The organism is Allobosea sp. RAF48 (genome assembly GCF_052114025.1).
Taxonomy (GTDB): domain Bacteria; phylum Pseudomonadota; class Alphaproteobacteria; order Rhizobiales; family Beijerinckiaceae; genus Allobosea.
This window is the reverse complement of the sequence record NZ_JBFRDZ010000013.1, coordinates 21,600-43,808: the sequence shown is the minus strand read 5'-3', so window position 1 is coordinate 43,808 and position 22,209 is coordinate 21,600. Positions and strand designations below refer to the sequence as shown.

Here is a 22,209-nt window from a genome sequence, read left to right as displayed (position 1 = left end):
GGCGGAACAATGATGCCTTGCATGCCGTCTCCGTTCTTGTCTCTGCCGCAAAGGTCGCAACCGCGCCCCTTGGCCTTGCACCCTACCCCGCACTATACGAAGGAATGGCCGGCGAGGAACTGCCGGACATGGTCCCTCATCCCGTTCTTCCGTTCCGTGAGGTTAATCGAACGATCATGCGTGTCCTTGGGATCGAGACGACCTGCGACGAAACAGCGGCCGCGATCGTCTCCGTCGAGCGCTCGGGCGAGAGCAAGATCCTGTCGAACGAGGTGCTGAGCCAGATCGCCGCCCATGCGGCCTATGGCGGCGTCGTCCCGGAGATCGCGGCGCGCGCCCATGTCGAGGCGATCGACCGCATCATCGCGCGCGCCTTCGCGACGGCCGGCATGAAGCCCGGGGACATCGACGCTATCGCGGCGGCGGCTGGGCCCGGCCTCGTCGGCGGCGTCATGGTCGGGCTCACCGCCGGCAAGGCGATCGCGCTCGCGACCGGCAAGCCCTTCATCGCGATCAACCATCTCGAGGCGCATGCGCTGACCGCCCGCCTCACCGACAACCTTGCCTTCCCCTACCTGCTGCTGCTCGTCTCGGGTGGCCACACCCAGCTGTTGGCCGTGCGCGGCGTCGGGGACTATCTCAAGCTCGGCGGCACCATCGACGATGCCGTGGGCGAGGCCTTCGACAAGATCGCCAAGATGCTCGCTTTGCCATACCCCGGCGGCCCCTCGGTCGAGCGCGAGGCGCTGAAGGGCGATCCCGAGCGCTTCGATTTCCCGCGGCCGATGCAGGGGCGCGCCAATCCGGACTTCTCGCTCTCCGGCCTCAAGACCGCCGTGCGCCTCGTCGCCGAGCGCATCGCCCCGCTCTCCGATCGCGACGTCGCCGATCTCTGCGCCTCCTTCCAGGCAGCCATCGTCGACGTCATGGTGGACCGCACCCGCGCCGGCCTGCGCGCCTGCCGCGAAGCCGGCATCACGCCCTCGACGCTCGTCGTCGCAGGCGGCGTCGCAGCCAATCAGGCGATCCGCAGCGGCCTGACACGCCTCGCCACCGAAGCCGGCCTGCCGATGGTCGCCCCGCCGCAGGCGCTCTGCGGCGACAATGGCGCGATGATCGCCTGGGCCGGGCTCGAGCGGCTCAGGCTTGGCCTCGTCGATGACATGACCGTCGCCGCGCGTCCCCGCTGGCCGCTCGACGAGCTCTCGGCCAAGCCCAAGACCGCCGCATGAAACCCGCGGCGCCCTACGCGACCATCGGCGTTGTCGGCGCCGGCTCTTATGGCGCGGCGCTGGCGCTCGCCGCGACCCGCGCCGGCCGCAATGTCCGGCTCTGGGCCCGCGATCCGGACACCGTCGCAGCCATCGAGCGCAGCCGCCAGGCGCCCCGGCTGCCCGATATCGCGCTGCCAGAATCGATCCGCGCCACGGCCGCTCTCCACGACCTCGCGGATTGCGACGCGCTGATCATCGCCGTACCCACCCAGAATTTGCGTTCGGCCTGCCAGAATCTGGCTGAGCACCTGCCAGCGGGCGTGCCGATCATCTCGGCCGCAAAAGGCATCGAGCAGGCGAGCGGCCTGTTTCCGACCGAGATCATCGAAAGCGTGCTGCCCGGCGCCCGCACCGCGATCCTGTCCGGCCCTAGCTTTGCCGCCGATATCGGCCGTGGCCTGCCGACGGCGGTGACGCTCGCGGCGGCAGAACCGGAGCTGGCGCAGGCCCTGGCCGAGGCGCTGAGCTCGCCGGCCTTCCGCATCTATCACTCCAGCGATCCGCTCGGCGTCGAGATCGGCGGGGCGGCCAAGAACGTGCTCGCCATCGCCGCCGGCATCGCCATCGGCCTCGGCTATGGCGAAAGCGCGCGCGCGGCGCTGGTCGCGCGCGGCTTCGCGGAGCTGCGTCGCTTCGGCGAGGCCTATGGCGGCGAAGCGGAAACCCTGATGGGGCTGTCGGGCCTCGGCGACGTCGTGTTGAGCTGCGCCTCGCCGCAATCGCGCAACTTTGCCTATGGTCTGGCGCTCGGACAGGGCCGCAAGCCCGCCGAGGCCGCCGGCGGCAAGCTCACCGAAGGCGCCTTCACCGCTCCGATCCTGGTCGAGATGGCCCGGTCGCGGAACGTCGAGACGCCGATCGCGGAAGCGGTCTGCGAGATCATCGCCGGGCGCATCGGCGTGCGGGAGGCCGTGGCCGCCCTGCTCGCCCGGCCGATCCGGGCCGAACGATAGGGGGAACGGGCATGGCAAACGACTGGTCCGATCTCACCAAGCGCGTCGCGCGCGGCATCGCCGAGGTCAAGAAGACGACGGGGTCCGAGCTCATTGCCGAAGGCCAACCCGTCCCGCTGGCCGGGCGGATTGCAGGCCCCGTGCTTCAGCATCGCCGGCGCAAGGCCGAGGGCACCCATCGCTTCGTGCTGATCCTGCCCTTCGGCGAGGGCGAGGTCCGCGTCGAGCTCGACCCCAAGGATTACGCCGCCCTGACGCGCGAGATGGTGCGGTTCTGGAACGAACAGGGCGAGGCGGCCTCGCAGCCGCCGGTGCCGCTCAAGGAGGACGAAGCCTGATGGCTCACTGGCTGATCAAATCCGAACCCTCGGTCTGGTCCTGGGACGACCAGGTCAAGGCCGGCGCCAAGGGCACGCATTGGGACGGGGTGAAGAACCACACCGCCAAGCTCAACCTGATGGCGATGAAGAAGGGCGATCAGGTGTTCTTCTATCACTCCAACGAAGGTCTCGAGGTCGTCGGCATCGTCGAGGTCATCAAGGAAGCCTACCCCTGGGAAGCGGCCGGCCCGCCTTGGGTCCTGGTCGACTTCAAGGCGGTGAAGCCGCTGCCGAAGCCGGTCTCGCTCGCTGCCGTCAAGGCTGAGCCGAAGCTCGCCAAGATGTCGCTGGTCACCTCCTTCCGCCTCTCGGTCCAGCCGGTGACGGACGAGGAATGGGACCTCGTCTGCAAGATGGGCGGCCTCTGATCCCCATCAGAAAATTCATAGCCCTCATCCCGAGGAGCCGCGGAACGCGGCGTCTCGAAGGATGAGGGCTCATCAGATAGGTTCTGGGCCGCGGTAGTAGGCGGCGAAGGGCGGATATTTAGCCAGCGCGCGCGGCCGATAAGGCAGCCTCTCGTCGAGGATCGGCACCGCCGGAGCTTTCAGGCGTGGCTCGACGGCATCAGCCATCCGCGCCGGCTGCGGCTGGAACCGGTGCAGCACGAAGCTCCCCCGCGTGCCCTCGCTCCAGGGCAGCCATGAGGTCTTGCGCTCGTCATGCTGGAGGCCGAGCGCATCGGGCCTGAGTTCTGCGACCAGCCCCGGCTCGACGATGAGCGGAGGCGTGGCGGCCCGCGCTTCCGCGACCATCCAGCCGAGTGCCAGGTCGGTCAGCCCCATCTGCAGACCATAGCCGCCGCCGATGTCGGTATGCACGCCGGCAAACCAGACTTGCCTGATCTGTCCCGGCGGCGCCTGCGTCTCGTCCCAGAGCTCGGGCGCGAAGACCTGCCGGTTCTCGTCGATGGCGAGCGCCTGGCGACCATGGGCGACCTGCCGGTTGAGGATCGCGTCGTGGAATTTGTGGCGCCCCGGCAGGCTGCCGATAGCCGGCAGGCCAAGCGCGCGCACGGTATCCCAGACGCCGACGAAGAACGGAGGCGCCGGCTGGGTAGCGTGGCGTTGCCGGAACGCCGCAGCGGCCTCGATCCGCGCCGCGCGGTCGCGGATCATGTAGACATCCTTCACCGCGCTGGCCGCGAGCTCCCGCACCTCGCGCGCCTGAACCGCGTCGGTGAAGCCGTCCCAGCGCAGCACATTGATGAAGCCGCCCGGCACACCGCAGAGCGCAAGCACCCCGCCGAGGCTGCGCACGGTGTAGGCGCCGCGGCTGAAGCCGAACAGGAAGACGCGGTCGCCCGGCCTGTAGGCGCAGAGCAGAGCGGCGTAGCAATCGATGATGTTGTCGGTGATGCCGTAGCCGGTCGCCTGGGCCAGCAGGTCCTTGAAGCGCCGAAGCGGCCCGCGAATCTCGCCCTCGTCCGGGTTCGAGCCCAACCCGGGATCGTAGAAGCAGATCTGACGGGCGGGATCGACCTCCCGCGTCGCCATGAACAGGCGGTAGATGCTCGTCCAGTTGATCGGGTTCGCACCGCCGGCCTGCCCCGTCCCATCCGAGAAGATGCAGACATTGCGCGCCATGGAGCCCTCCCGCGCCCGCACCCTACCATGTGATGAGGCGCTCCGGGGACAATTTGGCCCCCAACCATGCTTCCAGCGCCTGCCCCTGCCACGAAAGTGCGACGCACAATGGGTTGCCGCGCCGTGCGCGCATCCTATGATGCGGGGAATTCAAAGGAAGCGATGTCCCAACCGCTCGCCAGAGCGGTGGGACCAACGCAACACAGACGTTCCAAGTCTGGGGAGACACCCGAATGTCCGAGACGATCTACGACGTGCCCGCCGGCTGGTCCGAGAAGGCCTGGGTCAACAACGCTCGCTATCAGGAGATGTATGCGGCCTCGGTCGCGGATCCGGAGAAATTCTGGGGCGAGCACGGCAAGCGGATCGACTGGTTCAAGCCCTACACCAAAGTCAAGAACACCAGCTACGAGCCGGGCAAGGTCTCGATCAAATGGTTCGAGGACGGCACCACCAATGTCGCCCATAACTGCGTCGACCGGCATCTCGCCACACGCGCTGACCAGACCGCGATCATCTGGGAGGGCGACAACCCCGCCGAGTCCAAGACGATCACCTACGGCCAGCTCCACGCCGAGGTCTGCAAGTTCGCGAACGTCCTCAAGGAGCATGGCGTCAAGAAGGGTGACCGCGTCACCATCTACCTGCCGATGATCCCCGAGGCAGCCTACGCCATGCTCGCCTGCGCGCGCATCGGCGCCATCCACTCGGTGGTCTTCGGCGGCTTTTCGCCCGACTCGCTGGCGAGCCGCATCGAGGATTCCGATTCCAAGATCGTCATCACCGCCGATGAAGGCCTGCGCGGCGGCCGCTCGGTCCCGCTCAAGAAGAACGTGGACCTCGCCGACGACAAGGTGAAGGGCGGCATCGGCACCGTCATCGTCGTCAAGCGCACCGGCGGCAATGTCTCTATGAAGGCGGGCCGCGACGTCTGGTATCACGACGAGGCAGCCAAGGTTTCCGGCGACTGCCCGGCTGCCGAGATGAATGCGGAGGACCCGCTCTTCCTGCTCTACACCTCGGGCTCGACCGGCAAGCCGAAGGGCGTGCTGCACACCACGGCCGGCTATCTGGTCTACGCCGCGATCACGCACCAATATGTCTTCGACTACCATGATGGCGATATCTACTGGTGCACCGCCGATGTCGGTTGGGTGACCGGCCACAGCTACATCCTCTACGGCCCGCTCGCGAACGGCGCTACGACGCTGATGTTCGAGGGCATCCCGACCTATCCGTCGATCTCCCGCTTCTGGGAGGTGATCGACAAGCACAAGGTCAACACCTTCTACACCGCACCGACCGCGATCCGCTCGCTGATGGGCGCCGGCGAGGATCCGGTGAAGAAGACCAGCCGCGCCTCGCTGCGCCTGCTCGGCTCGGTCGGCGAGCCGATCAATCCGGAAGCCTGGGAGTGGTATCACCGTGTCGTCGGCGATCGCCGCTGCCCGATCGTCGATACCTGGTGGCAGACCGAGACCGGCGGCATCCTGATCACGCCGCTGCCGGGCGCGACCAAGCTCAAGCCCGGCTCGGCCACCCGGCCCTTCTTCGGCATCAAGCCCGAGATCGTCGATGCCGCGGGCCAGGTGCAGGAGGGTGCCTGTGAGGGCAACCTCGTTATCGCCGACAGCTGGCCGGGCCAGATGCGCACGGTCTATGGCGACCATCAGCGCTTCATGGACACCTATTTCGCCACCTATGCGAACAAGTATTTCACCGGCGACGGCTGCCGGCGCGACGCAGACGGCTATTACTGGATCACCGGCCGCGTCGACGACGTCATCAACGTCTCCGGTCACCGCATGGGCACGGCGGAGGTCGAATCGGCCCTCGTCGCGCACCCCTCGGTCTCCGAGGCCGCAGTCGTCGGCTATCCGCACGACATCAAGGGCCAGGGCATCTACGCCTATGTCACCCTGATGGCCGGCGAACAGCCCAGCGACACGCTGCGCAAGGAACTCGTTGCCTATGTCCGCAACGAGATCGGCCCGATCGCCTCGCCGGACCTGATCCAGTTCGCGCCCGGACTGCCCAAGACCCGCTCCGGCAAGATCATGCGTCGCATCCTGCGCAAGATCGCCGAGGACGAGTTCGGTGCGCTCGGCGATACCTCGACACTGGCCGATCCCGCCGTCGTCGACGACCTGATCGAGAACCGGCAGAACAAGCGCAAGGCCGGTTGACGCCCTTTGGTGGCGGCGCTCAGTGAGCCGCCGCCACCACCTCGATCTCGACCTTGAACTCCGGCCGGGTGAAGCCCGAGACGATCATCAGGGTCGAGGCGGGCGGCGGCGTGCCGACATGAGCGTCGCGCGATTCCATATAGCCCTTCATGTAGGCGCGGTCGGTGACATAGGCATTGACCCGCACGGTATCGGCGAGCGTCATCCCAGCCTCGGCCAGAATCGCTGCGATATTGGCAAAGCACAGGTCGGCTTGAGCCCGGACATCCTCGGGCACGCTCCCATCGGCGGCGATCCCCAGCTGGCCCGAGCAGAAGACGAGCCGCCTGCCCGCCGGCACCTCCATGCCGTGGCTGTAGCGGGCGAAGGGCGGCGCGATCGCGGCGGGGTTGAGCGGCTTCATGGGGGAGGTCTCCGGGAATCGTCCGGACTATGCCTGCCCACATCTGTTGGAACCAGAGCATGTATCGCGGGTTCGCATCGCGCCCGGCCTGCGCTAGATCATGCTCATGCCGCGTTCATTGAGTTCCTGTGCTAATGACGCAAAGTTCGGCTGACCGAGATCGGAACCCGCGCCGCATGATGACGATGACTGCCACGCCTGCCGCCCTCACCCGCGCGGCTGCCCTTCTGCCTCTGCTGGTTCTGACGGCCTGCGCAGGCTCTCAGCGCTTCTCCGGCCCGGTAATGAACGCGCCATCCTACGATCAGCCGGTTCTGCCTTCGGCGCCTCCGGTCAGCTCAGCGCCGATCACCTCGGAGCCGCTGCCGCCGCCCGGCGGCTATCCGGCCGCGTCCGCGCCGCCGCCGGCGGGAGGGGGCCTGCCCGCTCCGCAGGATCCGTTCTTCAATCCCGGCGCCGGCGCGCCGCAGGGCCAGGCACTGCCACCCGGCGGCCAACCTTTGCCGCCGACGGGTCAGCCGGAGCAGGCGCCCGGCCTGCGCGGCAGCAGCAACCAGGTCGCCGGGCTCGGCTCAAGTGCCACCGCGCCGCGCCCGGCCGCAAGCCGCGACGGCATGGTCGGCGGCTGGACGGCACGGGAGGCGACCGGCGGCTCCTGCCGGATTCAACTGTCGAGCACGCCGACGCTCGATCTCTATCGCGCCAGCTCGTCTGGCTGCGCGAATCGGGATCTGCAGAAGATCACGGCCTGGGACTATCGCGACGGCGAGGTCTATCTCTACCAGCAGGGCGGCACCGTTGCGGCGCGCCTGCGCGGCGGCGGCAGCTCGCTCGATGGCGCGGTGACCAAGTCCGGTGCGGGGCTATCGCTCAGCAGGTAGTCTGCGGCCAGCACACGAAGCGCGGGCGGAAGCGCCTCGATCCGCCCTGCGCTGCGGTTTAAGCCGGCGACGAATTACGGCCTGAGCGCGCGGGCAAGCAGGGTCGTCGGCCAGAAGTTCTTCTGGATCGACAGGGCGAGCGTCGCAAAGCCCGTGGCATTGTCCAGCGCTTCGTCGAGAATCGTGAAGGGCGTCGGCCCCCCGGTCATGATCACGCCTTCCACATCCGCGTAGCCGCCGACGAGATCCGCCTCGAACTTGGCGGCGAGCCGGCGCATCGCCGCGTTCCCGGGCAGGCAGGTCATGTAGAGCGTGCGGATGCTGCGGTTGCGCGCCGCGGTAATCAGCCGGTGAAAAAGATCCGTGCCGATACCGCGCCGGCGCCAGTCGCCCTCGACGCTGAAAGCCGCCTCGCCTGTCTGCGCGACGATATCGTCGAGGCCGCGCAGCTCGGCGGCACCGCGAACAATCCCGTCTTCGACATAGGCATAGACGAGTCCGCCCACGCCGAAGGTCGTCGTCGCATAATTCTCGAGAAAGGCATCATTGACCGCCGTGCCGAACCGCTGATGGCGTGTCACCGGATCGAGCCGAAGCAGATGTTCCCGCAGCAAATAGCGCTCCGTCGGCCACAGCCGCCGGATCACGCCCGTGCCGGCCTTCACGCCGGCGAGTTTCGAACGAGCCAATTGTCATCTCCTGAACAGCGCGAAGCGCGCACTGCCGACCAGGAGCGTATCTTCCCTAACGCGTTCCCCAGATCGTGCCGGATTCGGGCGAATGCAAGGCATCGAGCTGCGGCATTTTTGCCGGGTCTGACTAAGATTTGAGCCTCTACCGCAAAATCCCATGCAGAAAAGACATGACACTCGGCTCTCAACAGCCTGGGGACGCCACGAAAAAAAGCACTACAACCACGGATATCGTCGTGCGATAATTTCGCACGTACCCCGATGACGGCGCGCCCGGCATGAGCTAAGTTGCGTGCTCCCGGTCACTCATACTTGAAGCTCCATGTTCGATCGTCGCAAGCCTCCTGCTGCCCAGCCTTTCGTCACGCACGAAAATATCGAAGCCAAGGTTAAGTGGTTCGACCCCGAGAAGGGGTTCGGTTTCGCATCGCCCGCCGATGGTTCGGGCGATGTCTTTCTGCACGTCTCGGCGATCGGCCCGCTCGATCAGCAGGACCTGCTGCCCGGCGCCACCATCGTCGCCGATCTCGGCGAGGGACGCCGCGGCCTCCAGGTCGTCGCGATCCACGAGATCGATGCCTCTACCGCGACTCAGACCGCTCCGGCTCCGCGCGCCTTCTCGCCGCGCCCGCCGCGTGACGATTTCGGTGGTGGCTACGGCGATCGGGATCGGGGCGGATATGGCGGCGATCGTGATCGCGGCTTCGGCGGCGACCGCGGCGGCTTCGGCGGCGGTGACCGCGGCCCGCGCGGCGGCGGCGGCTTCCAGGACCGCGACAGCGGCCCGGTCGAAGGCCCCTTCGACGGCGCCGTGAAGTTCTTCAATTCGGATCGCGGCTTCGGCTTCATCGCCCCCGACAAGGGCGGCCCGGACGTCTTCCTGCACGTCTCGTCGCTGAGCCGCAGCGGCCTGCAGCCGCCGGTCGACGGACAGCGCGTGCGCTTCTCGATCCGCGCCGGCCGCAAGGGCCCGGAAGCTGCGAACGTCAGCTTCATCTGATCCGAATCAGATCGCTCCAAACGTCAAAGGCCCGCCAATGGCGGGCCTTTTCTTTTGGCATTCACCAGAGCATTTTCGAACGAAGTGGATATCGGTCCGCGTGAAGAAAATGCGAAGAATAAAGACTTCGTGCATTTCCGCGGTTCGGAGAAACGCGAAAATGCTCTAGCAGCCTGACGGCGTGAAATCGGGGAGCGCCGCCGAGGACGCACTCCCCGAGCCATTCTCAGTGATCGTGATCGTCGCCTTCGAGGCCGCCGATATGCTTCTGGGTGTAGAGTTCGAGGCCGACGCGCCCGATCAAGTCGAGCTGCGTTTCGAGGAAGTCGATATGGCCTTCCTCATCCTTCATCAGGGCCTTGAACAGATCCTCGGACGGGTAGTCACCGACGTCACGGCAGTATCTCGCCGCTTCCTGATAGAGGGCGCGCGCCTCGACCTCGGCCTTGAGATCGCACTCGATGACTTCCTTGACGTTCTCGCCGATGCGCAGCTGGTCGAGCGTCTGCAGGTTCGGGAAACCTTCGAGGAAGAGGATGCGGTCGACGAAACGGTCGGCATGGACCATCTCCTCGATCGATTCCTTCTTCCAGGTCTTGGCCATTTCCTTCAGCCCCCAATTGTCGAGCATCCGGTAATGCAGCCAGTACTGGTTGATGGCGGTGAGCTCCGAGCGCAGCCCCTTGTTGAGATATTCGATGACTTTCTTGTCGCCCTTCATGGCGGAGCACCCCAATAAATTACATTAGAATAATACTAATGTAGACAGGGCAAGCTCGGAAGGGAAGAGGTAAATCCGCTTTTGCGGCGCGCCGAATGCGAGCGGCAAAACGAAAGCCGTTCCGGCTCAGGCCGCGGCGGCATCCTCGACGACCGCGATGCCTTCAAGCATGCGCTCGACGGTGACCTGCACCGCACATTCGATCTCGCGGCTGGCGCAGCTGCTGCATTGCGTCGCGCAGGCGGCGCGCGCCTCCGCCAGAAGGGTCCGCACTTCACGGGCGCAGCGCCCGCAGTCCGGGCTGCAGCCGAGGCAGTCATAGGCCTCGCCCGCCGTCCGCGGACCGCTGCCGTCGGGAGCGACAGTCCCTTTGATCTGACGGCAGGAAATAACGTTGCAGGAACAGACGATCACGCGTGATGGCCCACCACGCGCTTGGTTTCGATCTCTTCGCCATCGGCGCGGCGCAGCCGCACGATCACCTCGACCGAGGAGACCACCATGCCTTCCGGCGCCTCCGGCAGGCCGGAGACATGGATGGTCGAGCCGGGGATATCCGTAACCGTCTCGTCGTCCTCGTTATAGAAATGATGATGCTCCGACACGTTGGTATCGAAGAAGGTCTTCGGCCCGGAGACCGAGACCTGGCGCAGCAGGCCCGCTTCCGAGAACTGGCGCAGCGTGTTGTAGACGGTCGCCAGCGACAAGGGCTCGCGGGCGCGCAGCGCCTCCTCATAGAGCATCTCGGCGCTGACATGGCGGTCGCCCTTGGCGAAGAGCAGCCAGCCCAGAGCCATGCGCTGGCGCGTCGGGCGCAGGCCGGCGGTGCGCAAACGAGCCTTCACCGAGCTGATCGGGCACGAGGCGGGGTTTTTCTGCGGCCACGGAATATGGTCGCCCGCCACCGGCTTGTGATCCTGATCCTTGTTCGTCAGAACGCTCATCGATAACGCCTTCCACCACGCCGGTTGCCCGGCCGCACAGTTTAGAAATCCTCTAAACTACTGATATTACTCACATATTTGCCAATATCGGCACCGGTTGTCAATCTTCGTGGCTGCGGCATCCGGCAGCGCCCACAGCTTGGCGATCACGAAATCGCGGGCATGACCGCCATTGAGGAGGCGTGAGGAGGGGACGACACGCGGCGGGCCATCCCGCGCGCAGCCTTGTTTTCAGTGGCCGCCGCCGCCCCCGGCAGCGGCCTTGGGCGGCTTGCGCAGGAAGAGCGACAGCACGACGAGACTGGCGAAGATCAAGGTCAGGCCGAGGAAGACGTCGCTGAAGGCCATGATCAGCGCCTGCTTGTGGACGCGCTGGTTGATGAGGGCCAGCGCCATCTTCTGCGCTGCGTCGCCATAGTCGCCGAAGCGCAGCGCCGTATTGGCGAGCGCCTCCTCCGCAACACCGCGCCCGGCCACGACCATCTCATGCAGCCGCGTGATGTGCAGGTCCGTGCGCGTGTTCAGCAGCGTGTTGATCACCGCGAGCCCGACGGCGCCGCCGAGATTGCGGGTCAGGTTGTAGAGGCCGGAAGCGTTCTTGAGCTGCTGCGGCGGCAGCGACCCCAGCGCGATGTTGTTGATCGGCACCATGCACAGCATCAGCGAGCAGCCGCGCAGGATCTGCGGGACCAGAAGCTCACGGAAGTCCCAGTCCGCGGTGATGAACGAGGCCCACCAGGTTCCAAGCGCGAACCCCGCAAAGCCGATCATCATCAGGACGCGCGGATCGAGCTTGGCCGAGAGCCGCCCGGCGATCGGCGCTGTCAGGAACATGGCGAGGCCGGTGACGAACATGGTCTCGCCGATCATCAACGCGTCATAGCCACGGATGCGCCCGAGATAGACCGGGTAGAGATAAGTCAGCCCGTAGAGGCCGATGCCCATGCAGAAGGAGAACAGGGAGCCGAACGCGAAGTTGCGATTCCTGAAGGCGTAGAGATCGACGAGCGGGTCGTCGCGCGTCAGCGCCCGCCAGAAGAACAGCACGGCACCGAACACCATCACGACCGAGAAGAACACGATCTCATGGCTCTGGAACCAGTCGAGCCGCGTCCCCTCCTCCAGCACATATTCGAGACTGCCGAGGAAGGCTGCCATGCCGGCGAGCCCGAGCCAGTCGAAGCGCTTGATCAGGTCGTATTGCGGCTTGTCGAAGTCGATCAGCGTCCAGGCCGCTATCGTCACGCCGATGCCCGGCACGACGTTGACGAGGAAGAGCCAGTGCCAGGAGAAGGCGTGGCTGAGATAGCCGCCGACCGTCGGGCCGATCGTCGGCGCCAGCGTGGCCACGAGGCCGATCAGCGGCGAGACCACCGGGCGCTTCGACGGCGGAAAGATGGTGAAGGCCGCAGCGAAGACGCCGGGGATCATGCCGCCGCCGATGAAGCCCTGGACGGCCCGCCACAGGATCATCTCGTTGATCGAGGACGCTTGGGCGCAGAGCACGCTGGATATGGTGAAGCCCGCCGCCGCGATCGAGAAGAAGACGCGCGTGGACAGCGCCCGGCTGAGATAGCCGGAAAGCGGGATCATGATCACTTCCGCGATCAGATAGGCCGTCTGCACCCAGGCGATCTCATCGGCCGATGCCGACAGGCCCGCCTGGATCTCCGCCAGCGAGGCCGAGACGATCTGGATGTCGAGGATCGCCATGAACATGCCGAAGACCATCGCCAGGAAGGCGAAGATCCGGCGTAAGGGGATGGCGTCCGATGCCGGCGGCGCTCCCGCCGGCACATTTACGGTCGCGGTGGCCATGGTGGCCTCCTCGATTGAGGGTCAGCGCTGGCTGGCGGGACGCGGATCGATCGAGACGATGACCGACATGCCCGGCCGCAGCACATGCTGACCAGTCGATTCCTTGTCGAGCACGATGCGTACCGGCACGCGCTGCACGATCTTGGTGAAATTGCCGGTCGCGTTGTCCGGGGGCAGCAGCGTGAAGACCGAGCCCGTGCCGCCGGCGATGCCGCTGACCGTGCCGTGGAAGACCTTGCCCGGCAGGGCATCGACCGTGATGCTTGCCTTGTCGCCGACCTTCAGCGGCCCGACCTGGGTCTCCTTGAAGTTGGCATCGACATAGACCTGATCAAGCGGAACGATCGACATCAGGCGCTTGCCGGCGCTGACGAGGTCGCCGAGCTGCAGATTGGTGTTGGCGACGACGCCGTCGATCGGCGCGGCGATCTTGGTGAAGGAAAGGTCACGCTCGGCCTTCTGCTCGGCAACCTTGAGCTCGTCGATCTGGCGGGCAGCCTCGACCCTCTGCGCCTCCAGCACCTTGATATTGGCCTGCGCCTGCACGACGCCGGCCTTGGCGCTCGCCACCGAAGCGACCGCCTGGTCGCGCGCAGCCGTCGCCGCATCGAGCGTTGCCTGCGAGCCATAGGACTTGGCGGCGAGGCTGTTGGCGCGCTCGAAATCGGCCGTGGTGCGCGTCACCGCCGCCTCGGCCGACACCTGCTGCGCCTGCGCCTGCAAGAGCGCGGCGCGACCGGCCTCGATCTGGCTGTCGATGCGCGCCAGCGTAGCGCGCGCCGTGGCGCTCTTGGCCCGTGCGCTGTCGAGCGCGATCCGCCAGTCGCCATCGTCCAGCGCCACGAGCGGCTGGCCGGCCTTGACCTCCTGGTTCTGCGTCACGGAAACGGTCGCGATGTTCGCCGCGAGCTTGGCAGAGATCGTCGCCATCTCCGCACTGACATAGGCGTCATCGGTCGAAACGATGAAGCGGCCATTGCGCCACCAGTCGATGCCGTACCACAGGCCGGCGCCAACGACGGCAGTCGCCGCGACCATCATGATGCCGCGCTTCAGCGGGCTCTTGCCACCCTTGGCTTTGTCGGCTGCGGGTGTTGGCGGAGCCTCCCTGGCCGGCGCTTCGCGCGCCTCGCGGGCGGTGGCCGGCTCGGCCGGCTGGGCGGTCTCGGCCTGTGCGTCTACGAGCTTCAGCCGGTCACGCCGCGGTTCGGATGCGGTTTCTGCAGACATGATGCGTCCTGCGTGTCAATTCGAACCGCTCGGTTCGATTGCGCTTGAAATAGCGCGAGAGATGATGCATATCAAGTCAAATCGAACCGATTGGTTCGATTCTTTTTTCGCAGCTGCCATGCAGAGCCCGCAGGCCGGGCCAGAGTATGATGACGGAAACCTCTGAAGTCCCGGTAAAGACGGGCCCGCGCAACCGCCGGATCGCCGGTATGGATCCGGACAAGCGCCGCCAGATCCTCGACGGCGCGCTGCAAGTGTTCACCTCGCGCGGCTTCGACGCCGCCAGCATGAGCGACATCGCCGCGGCAGCAAATGTGTCGAAGGGCACGCTCTACGTCTATTTCGAGGACAAGGAGCATCTCTTCGTCGCCCTGATCCAGCGCGAGCGCGAAGCCCAGAAGCGCGGCGCGATCGAGGCCCTGAACGAGGATTCCGATCCCGTGCGGGCCTTGAGCAATTTCGGCTACTGTATCGTGCGGGTGATCAATGACGAGCTGGCGGTGAGCGCGCATCGCGTCGTCATCGGCGTCGCCGAGCGCATGCCGGATCTCGGCCGCGAATTCTACGAGAACGGCCCGATGCTCGGCTCACGGCTGATCGCGGGCTATCTCGACCGCATGGTGGCCGAAGGCAAGCTCGCGATCGACGACACCTATCTCGCGGCCTTCCAGTTCCTCGATCTCTGCCAGTCGACCCTGACGCGGCCGCGGCTGTTCAACGCCGTCCGCACCCCGCCGACCGAGGACGAGATCCGCCACGTCGTCGGCGAGGCAATCGCGATGTTCATGGCGCGCTATGGACGCGCGGCCGGCGCCGAGCCGGCCGCGCGCTGACCGTGGCGCCCTATTTCAGCGCCTTCAGGCTATCGATGATCGAGGCCAGGTCCTTGAGGTTTTCCTTTTCGCCCTCGGGCGAGGCCCAGTAGGTCACGACAAGGCCTTTGGTCTCGGTCACCTGCAGCAAGGTCAGGCTGACATGTGTGGGGCCATCCTCGTCCTTGCCGGTCCACTGCACCTGGACGCCTTCCATGCCGTTGTTGGAGAACGGCTTCTTCTCCTGCGTCGCGGGATCGACGACGACGCCCTTGCTCTTCAGCCAGGTGACCGCTTCAGCGATGGCCTGTGCGGCATCCTTCAGCTCCGTCACTTCGACGGAGATGTAGACGGCCTCGTCATCGGAGGTGGATTCGACGCCTTTGTCGATCTCGGTGGATTCCCAGTCGTCCGGCATCGTGATCACCGCGACGGGCTTGGGATCGGGAATCGAGTAGGTCTTGGCGCTTGCGAGCCCCGGCAGCAGGAAAAGGCTGGCGGCGAAAACCGCGCGTGCGAGATGGATCGGCATAGGTCGTTCCTGGGAAGAAAACGCCGGGTGGCGCAACGTCACCCTATAGCAACATTGCCGCGATGCCACGTATCCCAGGACGAAGCGGCGGCGCTATCGCGATCCTTGGTTACCGGCCGTCAGCCGGCGACCTGCCTGGCGCGGATGCGCTCGCGATGGGCCGTGTAGAGCCCAGAAGCCGCGATGATACTGGCGCCGACATAGGTCCAGATATCCGGGATCGCTGCGAAAACCAGATAGCCGAAGATCGAGGCCCAGAGCAGTTGCGAATAGGCGAAGGGCGCCAGCAGCGAAGCGTCCGCATAGCGGAAGGCCTGAATCAGGAAGATATGCCCGATCGTCGAGATGCCGCCGATGAAGGCGCCGATCAGGATCGTCTTGAGATCGAGCGCCTGCCAACTGAACGGCACGGCCAGCGAAAGCAGCATGAAGCCGATCGTGGCGGAATAGGCCAGCGTCACCACAGGGATCTCGGTGCGGCTCATCATCCGAGTCATGATCAGCGAAAACGCCCAGAAGAACGACGAGCCGAGAACGAAGAACGACGCGCCATGAAAGCCGGCGCCACCGGGACGCACCACGACCATCACGCCCAACAGTCCCACGATCGTGGCGAGCCAACGCCGCCAGCCGACGGTTTCGGCCAGGATTGGAATCGAAAGCGCCGTCACGAAGAGCGGCGAAACGAAGGAGGTGGCGGTCGCGTCCGCCATCGGCAGATCGTGCAGCCCGGCCACGAACAGGATCGAGGAGATCGTCACTCCCAAAGCCCGCAGCACCTGCAGGCCAGGCCGGCGGGTTCTCATCCTGCGGAAGCCACCGGTGAAGCAGACGGTCACAAGCATGATCGCGGCAAAGGTGCCATAGCGCATCCAGGTGATTTGGAGCGCTGGCAAGGTGGTCGCGAGATATTTGGAGGCGATGTCGCCGCTGCACATGAAAATGGATGAGAGCAGCACGAGCGCGATGCCACGCGCGGAATTGTCGATGCGTAGCGGCCTGCCTTCCTGTGGAGGGACGGCCGGCGTTTTCTGGAGGGGAGCGTTGGGCAAGGGCTCGGTTCGCGCGCAAGGAATGCTCAAGCCTTAGCCCTTTTGCCCTGCATATCCACACGCAAAGACGGTCGCCCGCCCATGCGCGTGGACATTGCGTGTGACCCTGCCCGGTTTTCGGACAGGGTCGGCTGCGCAGTTTGCTTTAGGCGGCCTGCTTGCGCGGCTGGATCAGCTTGCGGTTGACCAGAACCTCGGCGATCTGGATCGCGTTGAGCGCCGCGCCCTTGCGCAGATTGTCGGAGACGCACCAGAAGGCGAGGCCGTTCTCGACCGTCGCGTCCTCGCGGATGCGCGAGATGTAGGTCGCGTCCTCGCCGGCCGCTTCATGCGGGGTGATGTAGCCGCCGGGCTCGTGCTTATCGATCACGAGGATGCCCGGCGCCGTGCGCAGCACCTCGCGCGCCTCGTCGGCGGTGATCGGCTTTTCACACTCGATGTTGACCGCCTCGGAGTGGCCGATGAAGACCGGCACGCGCACGCAGGTCGCGGTCAGCTTGATGTTCTTGTCGAGGATCTTCTTGGTCTCGACCATCATCTTCCACTCTTCCTTGGTGAAGCCGTCCTCCATGAAGACGTCGATCTGCGGAATGAGGTTGAAGGAGATGCGCTTTGGGAACTTCTTGGTGGTGACCTCACCGGCCGAGAACACGGCGCGGGTCTGGTTGAAGAGCTCGTCCATGCCCTCCTTGCCGGCGCCGGACACCGACTGATAGGTCGACACGACGACGCGCTTGATGCCGAAGCGGTCATGCAGCGGCTTCAAAGCCACGACGAGCTGCGCGGTCGAGCAGTTCGGGTTGGCGATGATGTTCATCTTGGAGAAGCCGGCAGCGGCGGCGGCATTCACCTCCGGCACGATCAGTGGCACGTCGGGATGCATGCGCCAGGCCGAAGAATTGTCGATGACGACGGCGCCCTGTGCGCCGATCTTCGGCGACCAGACCTTCGAAATCTCGCCGCCCGCCGACATCAGGCAGATATCGGTGTCGGAGAAGTCGTAATGCTCGAGCGCCTTCACCTTCAGCGTCCGGTCGCCGAAGGAAACCTCGGTGCCGATCGAGCGGGACGAGGCCAGCGCCACGACCTCGCCGACGGGGAAAGCGCGCTCGGCGAGAATGTCCAGCATCTCGCGGCCTACATTGCCGGTTGCACCGACCACTGCGACCTTGAAGCTCATGATGTGATCCTTTGCGGATGGGGGCGGTTCGGATCTCCCTTTGGGGGCCGCCCCGCCCTTTCGGGCGGGTTCGGCGATCTGCCCCCGCCGGGGGGAGATGGGACCCGGAACCGAGGCGAAGCGTCAGCGCGACGTACCGGCTTTCCCGGTCGTCGTTTTGGTCGTGAGTTTCGTCGTCGTCAGACGGACAGTCACAGAGCCAATCCCGAAGGGCTGCAAACTTCGCAAGCGGCGCATTGCTGCACCGCAGCTCTGTCAGAACACCCACGGCGCGAAAAAGTCAATTCCCCCCGAGGACCAACCTGAATCTGCGCCATTAACCCTGCTCGTTGACCGGCGATTCACGCTGCCGAGCGATCGGCGCCGGCCGGTAACCTGCCGGCGACGCTTCGCAGGCGAGCTTACCTGCAGTTGAAGGAGGATGCCGCCCCTGCGCGGCGCGGGAGCGATGGATTGCGGTTGCGTTCGGGCGATGCGGTTTCGAGGTTGCAGGCGGGGCTCCACCAGCTCAGGCCGATGCTCCTGCAAGGCGTCGCTTTTTCTCGCAGCATCGCCGCGCGTCTTGCCGGCATCGACATCGTCCCTTTCCTCATCGGCTGCGCCGACCGCATCGAGGGCGGCTTCCGCTGGAGCACGCGTGTCGCCCGCCAGCTTCTGCCGCGCCGCGGCCTCGGGCTGACCGGAGCGCTCGCCTGGCGCAGCGCAGCGGCTCTGAGCGGCATCGGGCTGACGGCAGCCCTGATCACCGGCCTTTCCGCGAAGGACGAGGCCCCGACCCAGCTGGCCAGTCTGGCCCTGCCGGCGACAGGCCCATCGGCCCAGACCGGGGCATCTCCGCGCCGGCAGCGCGCCCCGGCTGCTGCGGAAGACTGGGTCGCGATCCCCCGTCCCAGCACGATGTTCAGCCTGGAGGCATCCGAACTCGGCCGGGAAACGCCCGCCCTGGAAGCGCGGCGCAGCCAGGACGGCGGCCGTCGCGAGGATCTTTTGAGCTTCGGTGGCTTCGCCGAGCCGAAACCGCATCTCGTCCTGCGCCTGGCGACGGGCGATGACGCCGCCGCCGGAACGCGCTCCTTCATGGTTGCCTTGGTGCACGACGCCGCCCAGCGAGGGTTCGCCGTCGAACGCAGCAGCACGCCCGCTCCGACAGAGACCCGTTTCGGTCCGCTGGAAACGGCAGACGTCGTGCTCGGCGAGGGCACGCAAAGCCGCGCCTGCATCGCATTTCGCTCGCCTCCCGGCGAAGCTGGCTTCGCCATGAGCGGGTGGTGGTGCGCCGGTTCGAAGCCGAGCGACCGCCGGCAGCTGGCTTGCCTCATCGACCGGCTCGATCTCGCCGGCCCGGTCGACCCGGAATTGCGCAGGGTCTTCGCCCGCAGCGAACTCAACCGCGAACCGGCCTGCGCTCCTCCGCGCCTCTCCGCGAGCGGCCGCAAGGCATCCTGGCTCGATGTCGACGGCAGCTTGCCGTCTCTGCGGATGAAGACCGCCAGCGCAGAGCCCCCGCGTGCCGTTGCCGAGCCCGGCAAGCGTCGCGCCAAGCCGAATCGCCACCAGCCCTGACGCTCTCGCAAAACGCCGCCGTTCTAACAAAATTGTTAACGACAGCGTGCTACTCTTTGCGTCGGATTTCTGATGCTTACATGGAGTGGGTGCATCCACTCCCGGAGATTGCCGCCATGATGCCGTTCAAGCGTGTTGCCACCGTTCTCGCCATCACCCTGGCGGCATCGACCGTCCTCGCAACGATCGCAGAGGCGCAGAACCGCCGCGGGCCGCTGCGCGTCACGGTCCAGAAGCGCAGCTACTTCGATGCCGGAAACGTCGTTCCGGTCGGCTCGCTGAACCGCTACGCCAACCAGGCTCCCTATACCTCGCCGGTCTATGCCAACGTCGGCGAGCTTTATGGCGAAGCCACACTGCCGCCCCGCATCGGCGCGGGCGTCAACCCCTTCGCCAATACCTTCTCAACGCCGGGTTACTGACGAAACGCGTCATGGTCGGGTCAGGCCCGGCCATGACGGACCGGCTTAAGGCAAAGCCTTGAGATAGCGCACCGGACGCCCGGGCGACGCGGCATTCGCGGCGTGGACGATCGCATTCGCATCGATGCCGAAATGCCGGTAGAGATCGGCGACCGTACCGGTCTGGCCGAAATGCTCGACGCCGAGCGCCTTCTGCCGGTGGCCATGGACGCTGCCGAGCCAGGCCAGCGTCGCCGGATGACCATCCAGCACCGACACGATACCGCAATCGCGTGACAGATCGCCGAGCAGTCGCTCGATATGGCTTGTCGCAGCGTGGTTGCCGCGCTGGCGTGCCCGTTCGGCCGCTTGCCAGCCGGCATTGAGCCGGTCGGCCGAGGTGATGGCGAGCAGCCCGACGTCGCGCCTGTCCTCGCCCAGCAGCCCGACGGCCTCGATCGCCTCCGGCGCGACAGCGCCCGTATAGGCGATGACGACCGAGGCGTTCGGCCCCGGTTTCCTGAGCCAGTAAGCGCCGTCGATGATGTCGCGCTCAAGTTCCGGCGTCATGGCCCGGCTCGGCTGCTCGACCTGCCGGGTCGACAGGCGCAGATAGACCGAACCGCCGGTCTCGTCGCGCAGCCAGGTCCGCTCGTCGGGATCGCCCTCGCCGTCGCGCTGCATGTAGTCGAACGACCAGCGCATCATCACCGCCAGCTCGTCGACGAAGGCCGGCTCGAAGGCGCAGAGCCCGTCCTGGCTCATGCCGATCAGCGGTGTTGCGATCGACTGGTGCGCGCCGCCCTCCGGCGCCAGCGTCACGCCCGACGGCGTCGCCACGACCATGAAGCGGGCGTCCTGGTAGCAGGCATAATTCAGCGCATCGAGGCCGCGCGAGATGAAGGGGTCGTAGAGCGTGCCGATCGGGATCAGCCGCTCGCCGAAGATCGAATGCGAGAGGCCGAGCGCCGAGAGGTTGATGAACAGATTCATCTCGGCGATGCCCAGCTCGATATGCTGGCCCTTGGGCGAGAACTCCCATTTCTGCATCGAGGGGATGCGCTCGTCCTTGAAGGTGTCGGCCATCGACGCCCTGGCGAAAAGCCCGCGCCGGTTCACCCAGGGGCCGAGATTGGTCGAGACGGTGACGTCCGGCGCGGTCGTGACGATGCGGTCGGCGAGCGGGCCGCCTGCTTTCGCCAGTTCGTCCAGCACCTTGCCGAAGCCCATCTGGGTCGACATGGACGGCTGGATGCCGGCCTCCAGTCTTTCCGGAACCGGCAGTTTGGCGGCGGAGAAGCGCCGGCGTCCCTCCGAGAAGAACGGAACCTTGTCGAGGAAGCCCTTGATCTCGTTCTCGGCCAGGCCGAGCCCCTCGAACAGATCCCATTCATGGCCGGGGCGGATATTGTTGGCCTTGCGGAAGCCGTCGAGCTGCTCCTTGGTCATCAAGCCGGCATGATTGTCCTTGTGCCCGGCGATCGGCAGACCGAAACCCTTCACCGTATAGGCGAGGAAGCAGACCGGCCGGTCATGGTCGATCGACTCGAAGGCTTCGAGGATCGACGGCAGGTCATGGCCGCCGAGATTGCACATCAGCTTCGAGAGTTCCGCATCGGATCGCTTCTCGATCAGCTTGGTCACCGGCCCCTGATCGCCGAGATCGTCCATCAGCCGCTTGCGCCAGGCTGCGCCGCCCTGGAAGGTCAGCGCCGAATAGAGCTGGTTCGGGCAGGAATCGATCCAGGCCTTCAGCCGCTCGCCGCCCTTCTCCCTGAAGGCGGCCTGCTGCAGCGAGCCATATTTCAACGTGACCACGTCCCAGCCGAAATTGCGGAACATGGTCTCGAAGCGGTCGTAGAGCCCTTCACGGATCACCGCGTCGAGCGACTGACGGTTGTAGTCGATGATCCACCAGGTATTGCGGACGCCGTGCTTCCACCCCTCCATCAGGGCTTCGAAGATGTTGCCCTCGTCGAGCTCGGCATCGCCGATCAGCGAGACCATACGGCCTTCCGAACGATCCTTGGCCCAGCCATGCGCCTTCACGTAATCCTGCGTCAGCGAGGAAAAGAGCGTCTGCGCGACGCCCAGGCCGACCGAGCCGGTCGAGAAATCGACATCGTCGATGTCCTTGGTGCGGGAGGGATAGCTCTGCGCGCCCTTGTAGCCGCGGAAATTCTCGAGCTTCTCGCGGGTCTGCAGCCCCATCAGATAGTTGATGGCGTGGAAGATCGGCGAGGCATGCGGCTTCACCGCCACCCGGTCCTGCGGCTTCAGCGCCGCCATGTAGAGCGCCGTCATGATCGTGGCGAGCGAGGCGGAGGAAGCCTGATGCCCGCCGACCTTCATGCCGTCCTCATTCGGCCGGATATGGTTGGCGTTGTGGATCGTCCACGACGCCAACCAGAGGATCTTCTTTTCAAGCTCGGCGAGAAACGGCAGGCGCGCATCTGTTGTCATGGTTTTGGCCCGAACTCCCTGTGCTGCCGATCATGCACGGAAGCACTGGCAGAACGAGCCAAATTTCTGTGTTCTGTCGACCCACTTTGGCGGCTTCGACTATTGCAGAGCACAGAGACGCTTGAAATCGCCAAATGA

At 65.8% G+C, this 22,209-nt stretch carries 22 protein-coding genes; 10 read left to right on the top strand and 12 right to left on the bottom strand.

The genetic code is table 11. The features are described from left to right. The first annotated feature begins 176 nt into the window (after nt 1-176). The 4 genes from tsaD to AB4Z10_RS21620 are packed head-to-tail and all read left to right on the top strand — an operon-like array spanning nt 177 to nt 2,975. Complete coding sequence (tsaD, locus tag AB4Z10_RS21635; protein WP_441472460.1) at nt 177-1,232, top strand: tRNA (adenosine(37)-N6)-threonylcarbamoyltransferase complex transferase subunit TsaD; 1,056 nt, start codon at nt 177-179, stop codon at nt 1,230-1,232. Beyond that, a complete protein-coding gene (locus AB4Z10_RS21630; protein WP_441472459.1) occupies nt 1,229-2,227 on the top strand; it encodes an NAD(P)H-dependent glycerol-3-phosphate dehydrogenase in 999 nt (332 codons plus the stop codon). The genes tsaD and AB4Z10_RS21630 overlap by 4 nt, the downstream gene beginning before the upstream one ends. An 11-nt stretch (nt 2,228-2,238) precedes the next feature. Further along, complete coding sequence (locus tag AB4Z10_RS21625; protein ID WP_441472458.1) at nt 2,239-2,565, top strand: hypothetical protein; 327 nt, start codon at nt 2,239-2,241, stop codon at nt 2,563-2,565. Further along, nucleotides 2,565-2,975, top strand: a complete 411-nt coding sequence (locus AB4Z10_RS21620; RefSeq protein WP_441472457.1) for an EVE domain-containing protein — start codon at nt 2,565-2,567, stop codon at nt 2,973-2,975. The genes AB4Z10_RS21625 and AB4Z10_RS21620 overlap by 1 nt, the downstream gene beginning before the upstream one ends. A 72-nt stretch (nt 2,976-3,047) precedes the next feature. On the opposite strand, the gene AB4Z10_RS21615 is transcribed toward AB4Z10_RS21620, so the two are convergent. Beyond that, the gene (locus AB4Z10_RS21615; protein WP_441472456.1) at nt 3,048-4,193 is read right to left on the bottom strand and encodes a DUF2235 domain-containing protein; all 1,146 of its coding nucleotides are present in this window, start codon (nt 4,191-4,193) and stop codon (nt 3,048-3,050) included. A 233-nt stretch (nt 4,194-4,426) separates the two neighbouring features. On the opposite strand from AB4Z10_RS21615, the gene acs reads away from it, so the two are divergent. Further along, nucleotides 4,427-6,379 (top strand): acetate--CoA ligase, encoded by a 1,953-nt coding sequence (gene acs / locus AB4Z10_RS21610; protein ID WP_441472455.1) that lies wholly within the window; start codon nt 4,427-4,429, stop codon nt 6,377-6,379. Between the two features lie 19 nt (nt 6,380-6,398). On the opposite strand, the gene AB4Z10_RS21605 is transcribed toward acs, so the two are convergent. Beyond that, nucleotides 6,399-6,782: a RidA family protein gene (locus AB4Z10_RS21605; protein ID WP_441472454.1), complete on the bottom strand. Its 384-nt coding sequence runs from the start codon at nt 6,780-6,782 to the stop codon at nt 6,399-6,401. 176 nt (nt 6,783-6,958) lie between these two features. Here AB4Z10_RS21605 and AB4Z10_RS21600 point away from each other — a divergent pair, with 176 nt between their 5' ends. Further along, nucleotides 6,959-7,663: an AprI/Inh family metalloprotease inhibitor gene (locus AB4Z10_RS21600; protein WP_441472453.1), complete on the top strand. Its 705-nt coding sequence runs from the start codon at nt 6,959-6,961 to the stop codon at nt 7,661-7,663. A 74-nt stretch (nt 7,664-7,737) separates the two neighbouring features. On the opposite strand, the gene AB4Z10_RS21595 is transcribed toward AB4Z10_RS21600, so the two are convergent. Continuing rightward, nucleotides 7,738-8,352 carry a GNAT family N-acetyltransferase gene (locus AB4Z10_RS21595; RefSeq protein WP_441472452.1) on the bottom strand — a complete coding sequence of 205 codons (615 nt, stop codon included), beginning with the start codon at nt 8,350-8,352 and terminating at the stop codon, nt 7,738-7,740. Nucleotides 8,353-8,677: 325 nt separating this feature from the next. On the opposite strand from AB4Z10_RS21595, the gene AB4Z10_RS21590 reads away from it, so the two are divergent. Continuing rightward, nucleotides 8,678-9,355 carry a cold-shock protein gene (locus tag AB4Z10_RS21590; RefSeq protein WP_441472451.1) on the top strand — a complete coding sequence of 226 codons (678 nt, stop codon included), beginning with the start codon at nt 8,678-8,680 and terminating at the stop codon, nt 9,353-9,355. A gap of 226 nt (nt 9,356-9,581) precedes the next feature. On the opposite strand, the gene bfr is transcribed toward AB4Z10_RS21590, so the two are convergent. The 5 genes from bfr to AB4Z10_RS21565 form a co-directional block, all read right to left on the bottom strand. Continuing rightward, nucleotides 9,582-10,076 carry a bacterioferritin gene (bfr, locus tag AB4Z10_RS21585; protein WP_441472450.1) on the bottom strand — a complete coding sequence of 165 codons (495 nt, stop codon included), beginning with the start codon at nt 10,074-10,076 and terminating at the stop codon, nt 9,582-9,584. A 126-nt stretch (nt 10,077-10,202) separates the two neighbouring features. Next, nucleotides 10,203-10,490, bottom strand: coding sequence for a (2Fe-2S)-binding protein (locus AB4Z10_RS21580; protein ID WP_441472449.1), 288 nt, complete (start codon nt 10,488-10,490; stop codon nt 10,203-10,205). Then, nucleotides 10,487-11,020 carry an iron response transcriptional regulator IrrA gene (gene irrA, locus AB4Z10_RS21575; RefSeq protein ID WP_441472448.1) on the bottom strand — a complete coding sequence of 178 codons (534 nt, stop codon included), beginning with the start codon at nt 11,018-11,020 and terminating at the stop codon, nt 10,487-10,489. Before irrA ends, AB4Z10_RS21580 begins: the two co-directional genes overlap by 4 nt. Nucleotides 11,021-11,251: 231 nt before the next feature. Continuing rightward, nucleotides 11,252-12,838 carry a DHA2 family efflux MFS transporter permease subunit gene (locus tag AB4Z10_RS21570; RefSeq protein ID WP_441472447.1) on the bottom strand — a complete coding sequence of 529 codons (1,587 nt, stop codon included), beginning with the start codon at nt 12,836-12,838 and terminating at the stop codon, nt 11,252-11,254. Nucleotides 12,839-12,859: 21 nt separating this feature from the next. After that, nucleotides 12,860-14,068 carry an HlyD family secretion protein gene (locus AB4Z10_RS21565; protein ID WP_441472446.1) on the bottom strand — a complete coding sequence of 403 codons (1,209 nt, stop codon included), beginning with the start codon at nt 14,066-14,068 and terminating at the stop codon, nt 12,860-12,862. 209 nt (nt 14,069-14,277) lie between these two features. Here AB4Z10_RS21565 and AB4Z10_RS21560 point away from each other — a divergent pair, with 209 nt between their 5' ends. Next, entirely contained in the window at nt 14,278-14,901 is a 624-nt protein-coding gene (locus AB4Z10_RS21560; protein WP_441472445.1) for a TetR/AcrR family transcriptional regulator, read from the top strand. A 10-nt stretch (nt 14,902-14,911) separates the two neighbouring features. Here the strand turns inward: AB4Z10_RS21560 and AB4Z10_RS21555 are convergent, their stop codons facing one another. The 3 genes from AB4Z10_RS21555 to AB4Z10_RS21545 form a co-directional block, all read right to left on the bottom strand. After that, complete coding sequence (locus AB4Z10_RS21555; protein WP_441472444.1) at nt 14,912-15,412, bottom strand: histidine kinase; 501 nt, start codon at nt 15,410-15,412, stop codon at nt 14,912-14,914. 119 nt (nt 15,413-15,531) lie between these two features. Then, nucleotides 15,532-16,464 (bottom strand): DMT family transporter, encoded by a 933-nt coding sequence (locus AB4Z10_RS21550; RefSeq protein ID WP_441472443.1) that lies wholly within the window; start codon nt 16,462-16,464, stop codon nt 15,532-15,534. A gap of 145 nt (nt 16,465-16,609) precedes the next feature. Next, on the bottom strand, nt 16,610-17,644 hold the full coding sequence (locus AB4Z10_RS21545) for an aspartate-semialdehyde dehydrogenase (protein ID WP_441472442.1): 1,035 nt from the start codon (nt 17,642-17,644) through the stop codon (nt 16,610-16,612). 453 nt (nt 17,645-18,097) lie between these two features. Between AB4Z10_RS21545 and AB4Z10_RS21540 the strand changes: the two genes are divergently transcribed. Then, a complete protein-coding gene (locus AB4Z10_RS21540) occupies nt 18,098-19,207 on the top strand; it encodes a hypothetical protein (RefSeq protein ID WP_441472441.1) in 1,110 nt (369 codons plus the stop codon). Between the two features lie 116 nt (nt 19,208-19,323). After that, nucleotides 19,324-19,629, top strand: coding sequence for a hypothetical protein (locus tag AB4Z10_RS21535; protein WP_441472440.1), 306 nt, complete (start codon nt 19,324-19,326; stop codon nt 19,627-19,629). Between the two features lie 45 nt (nt 19,630-19,674). On the opposite strand, the gene AB4Z10_RS21530 is transcribed toward AB4Z10_RS21535, so the two are convergent. Further along, entirely contained in the window at nt 19,675-22,071 is a 2,397-nt protein-coding gene (locus AB4Z10_RS21530) for a transketolase-like TK C-terminal-containing protein (protein WP_441472439.1), read from the bottom strand. Nucleotides 22,072-22,209: the final 138 nt, after the last annotated feature.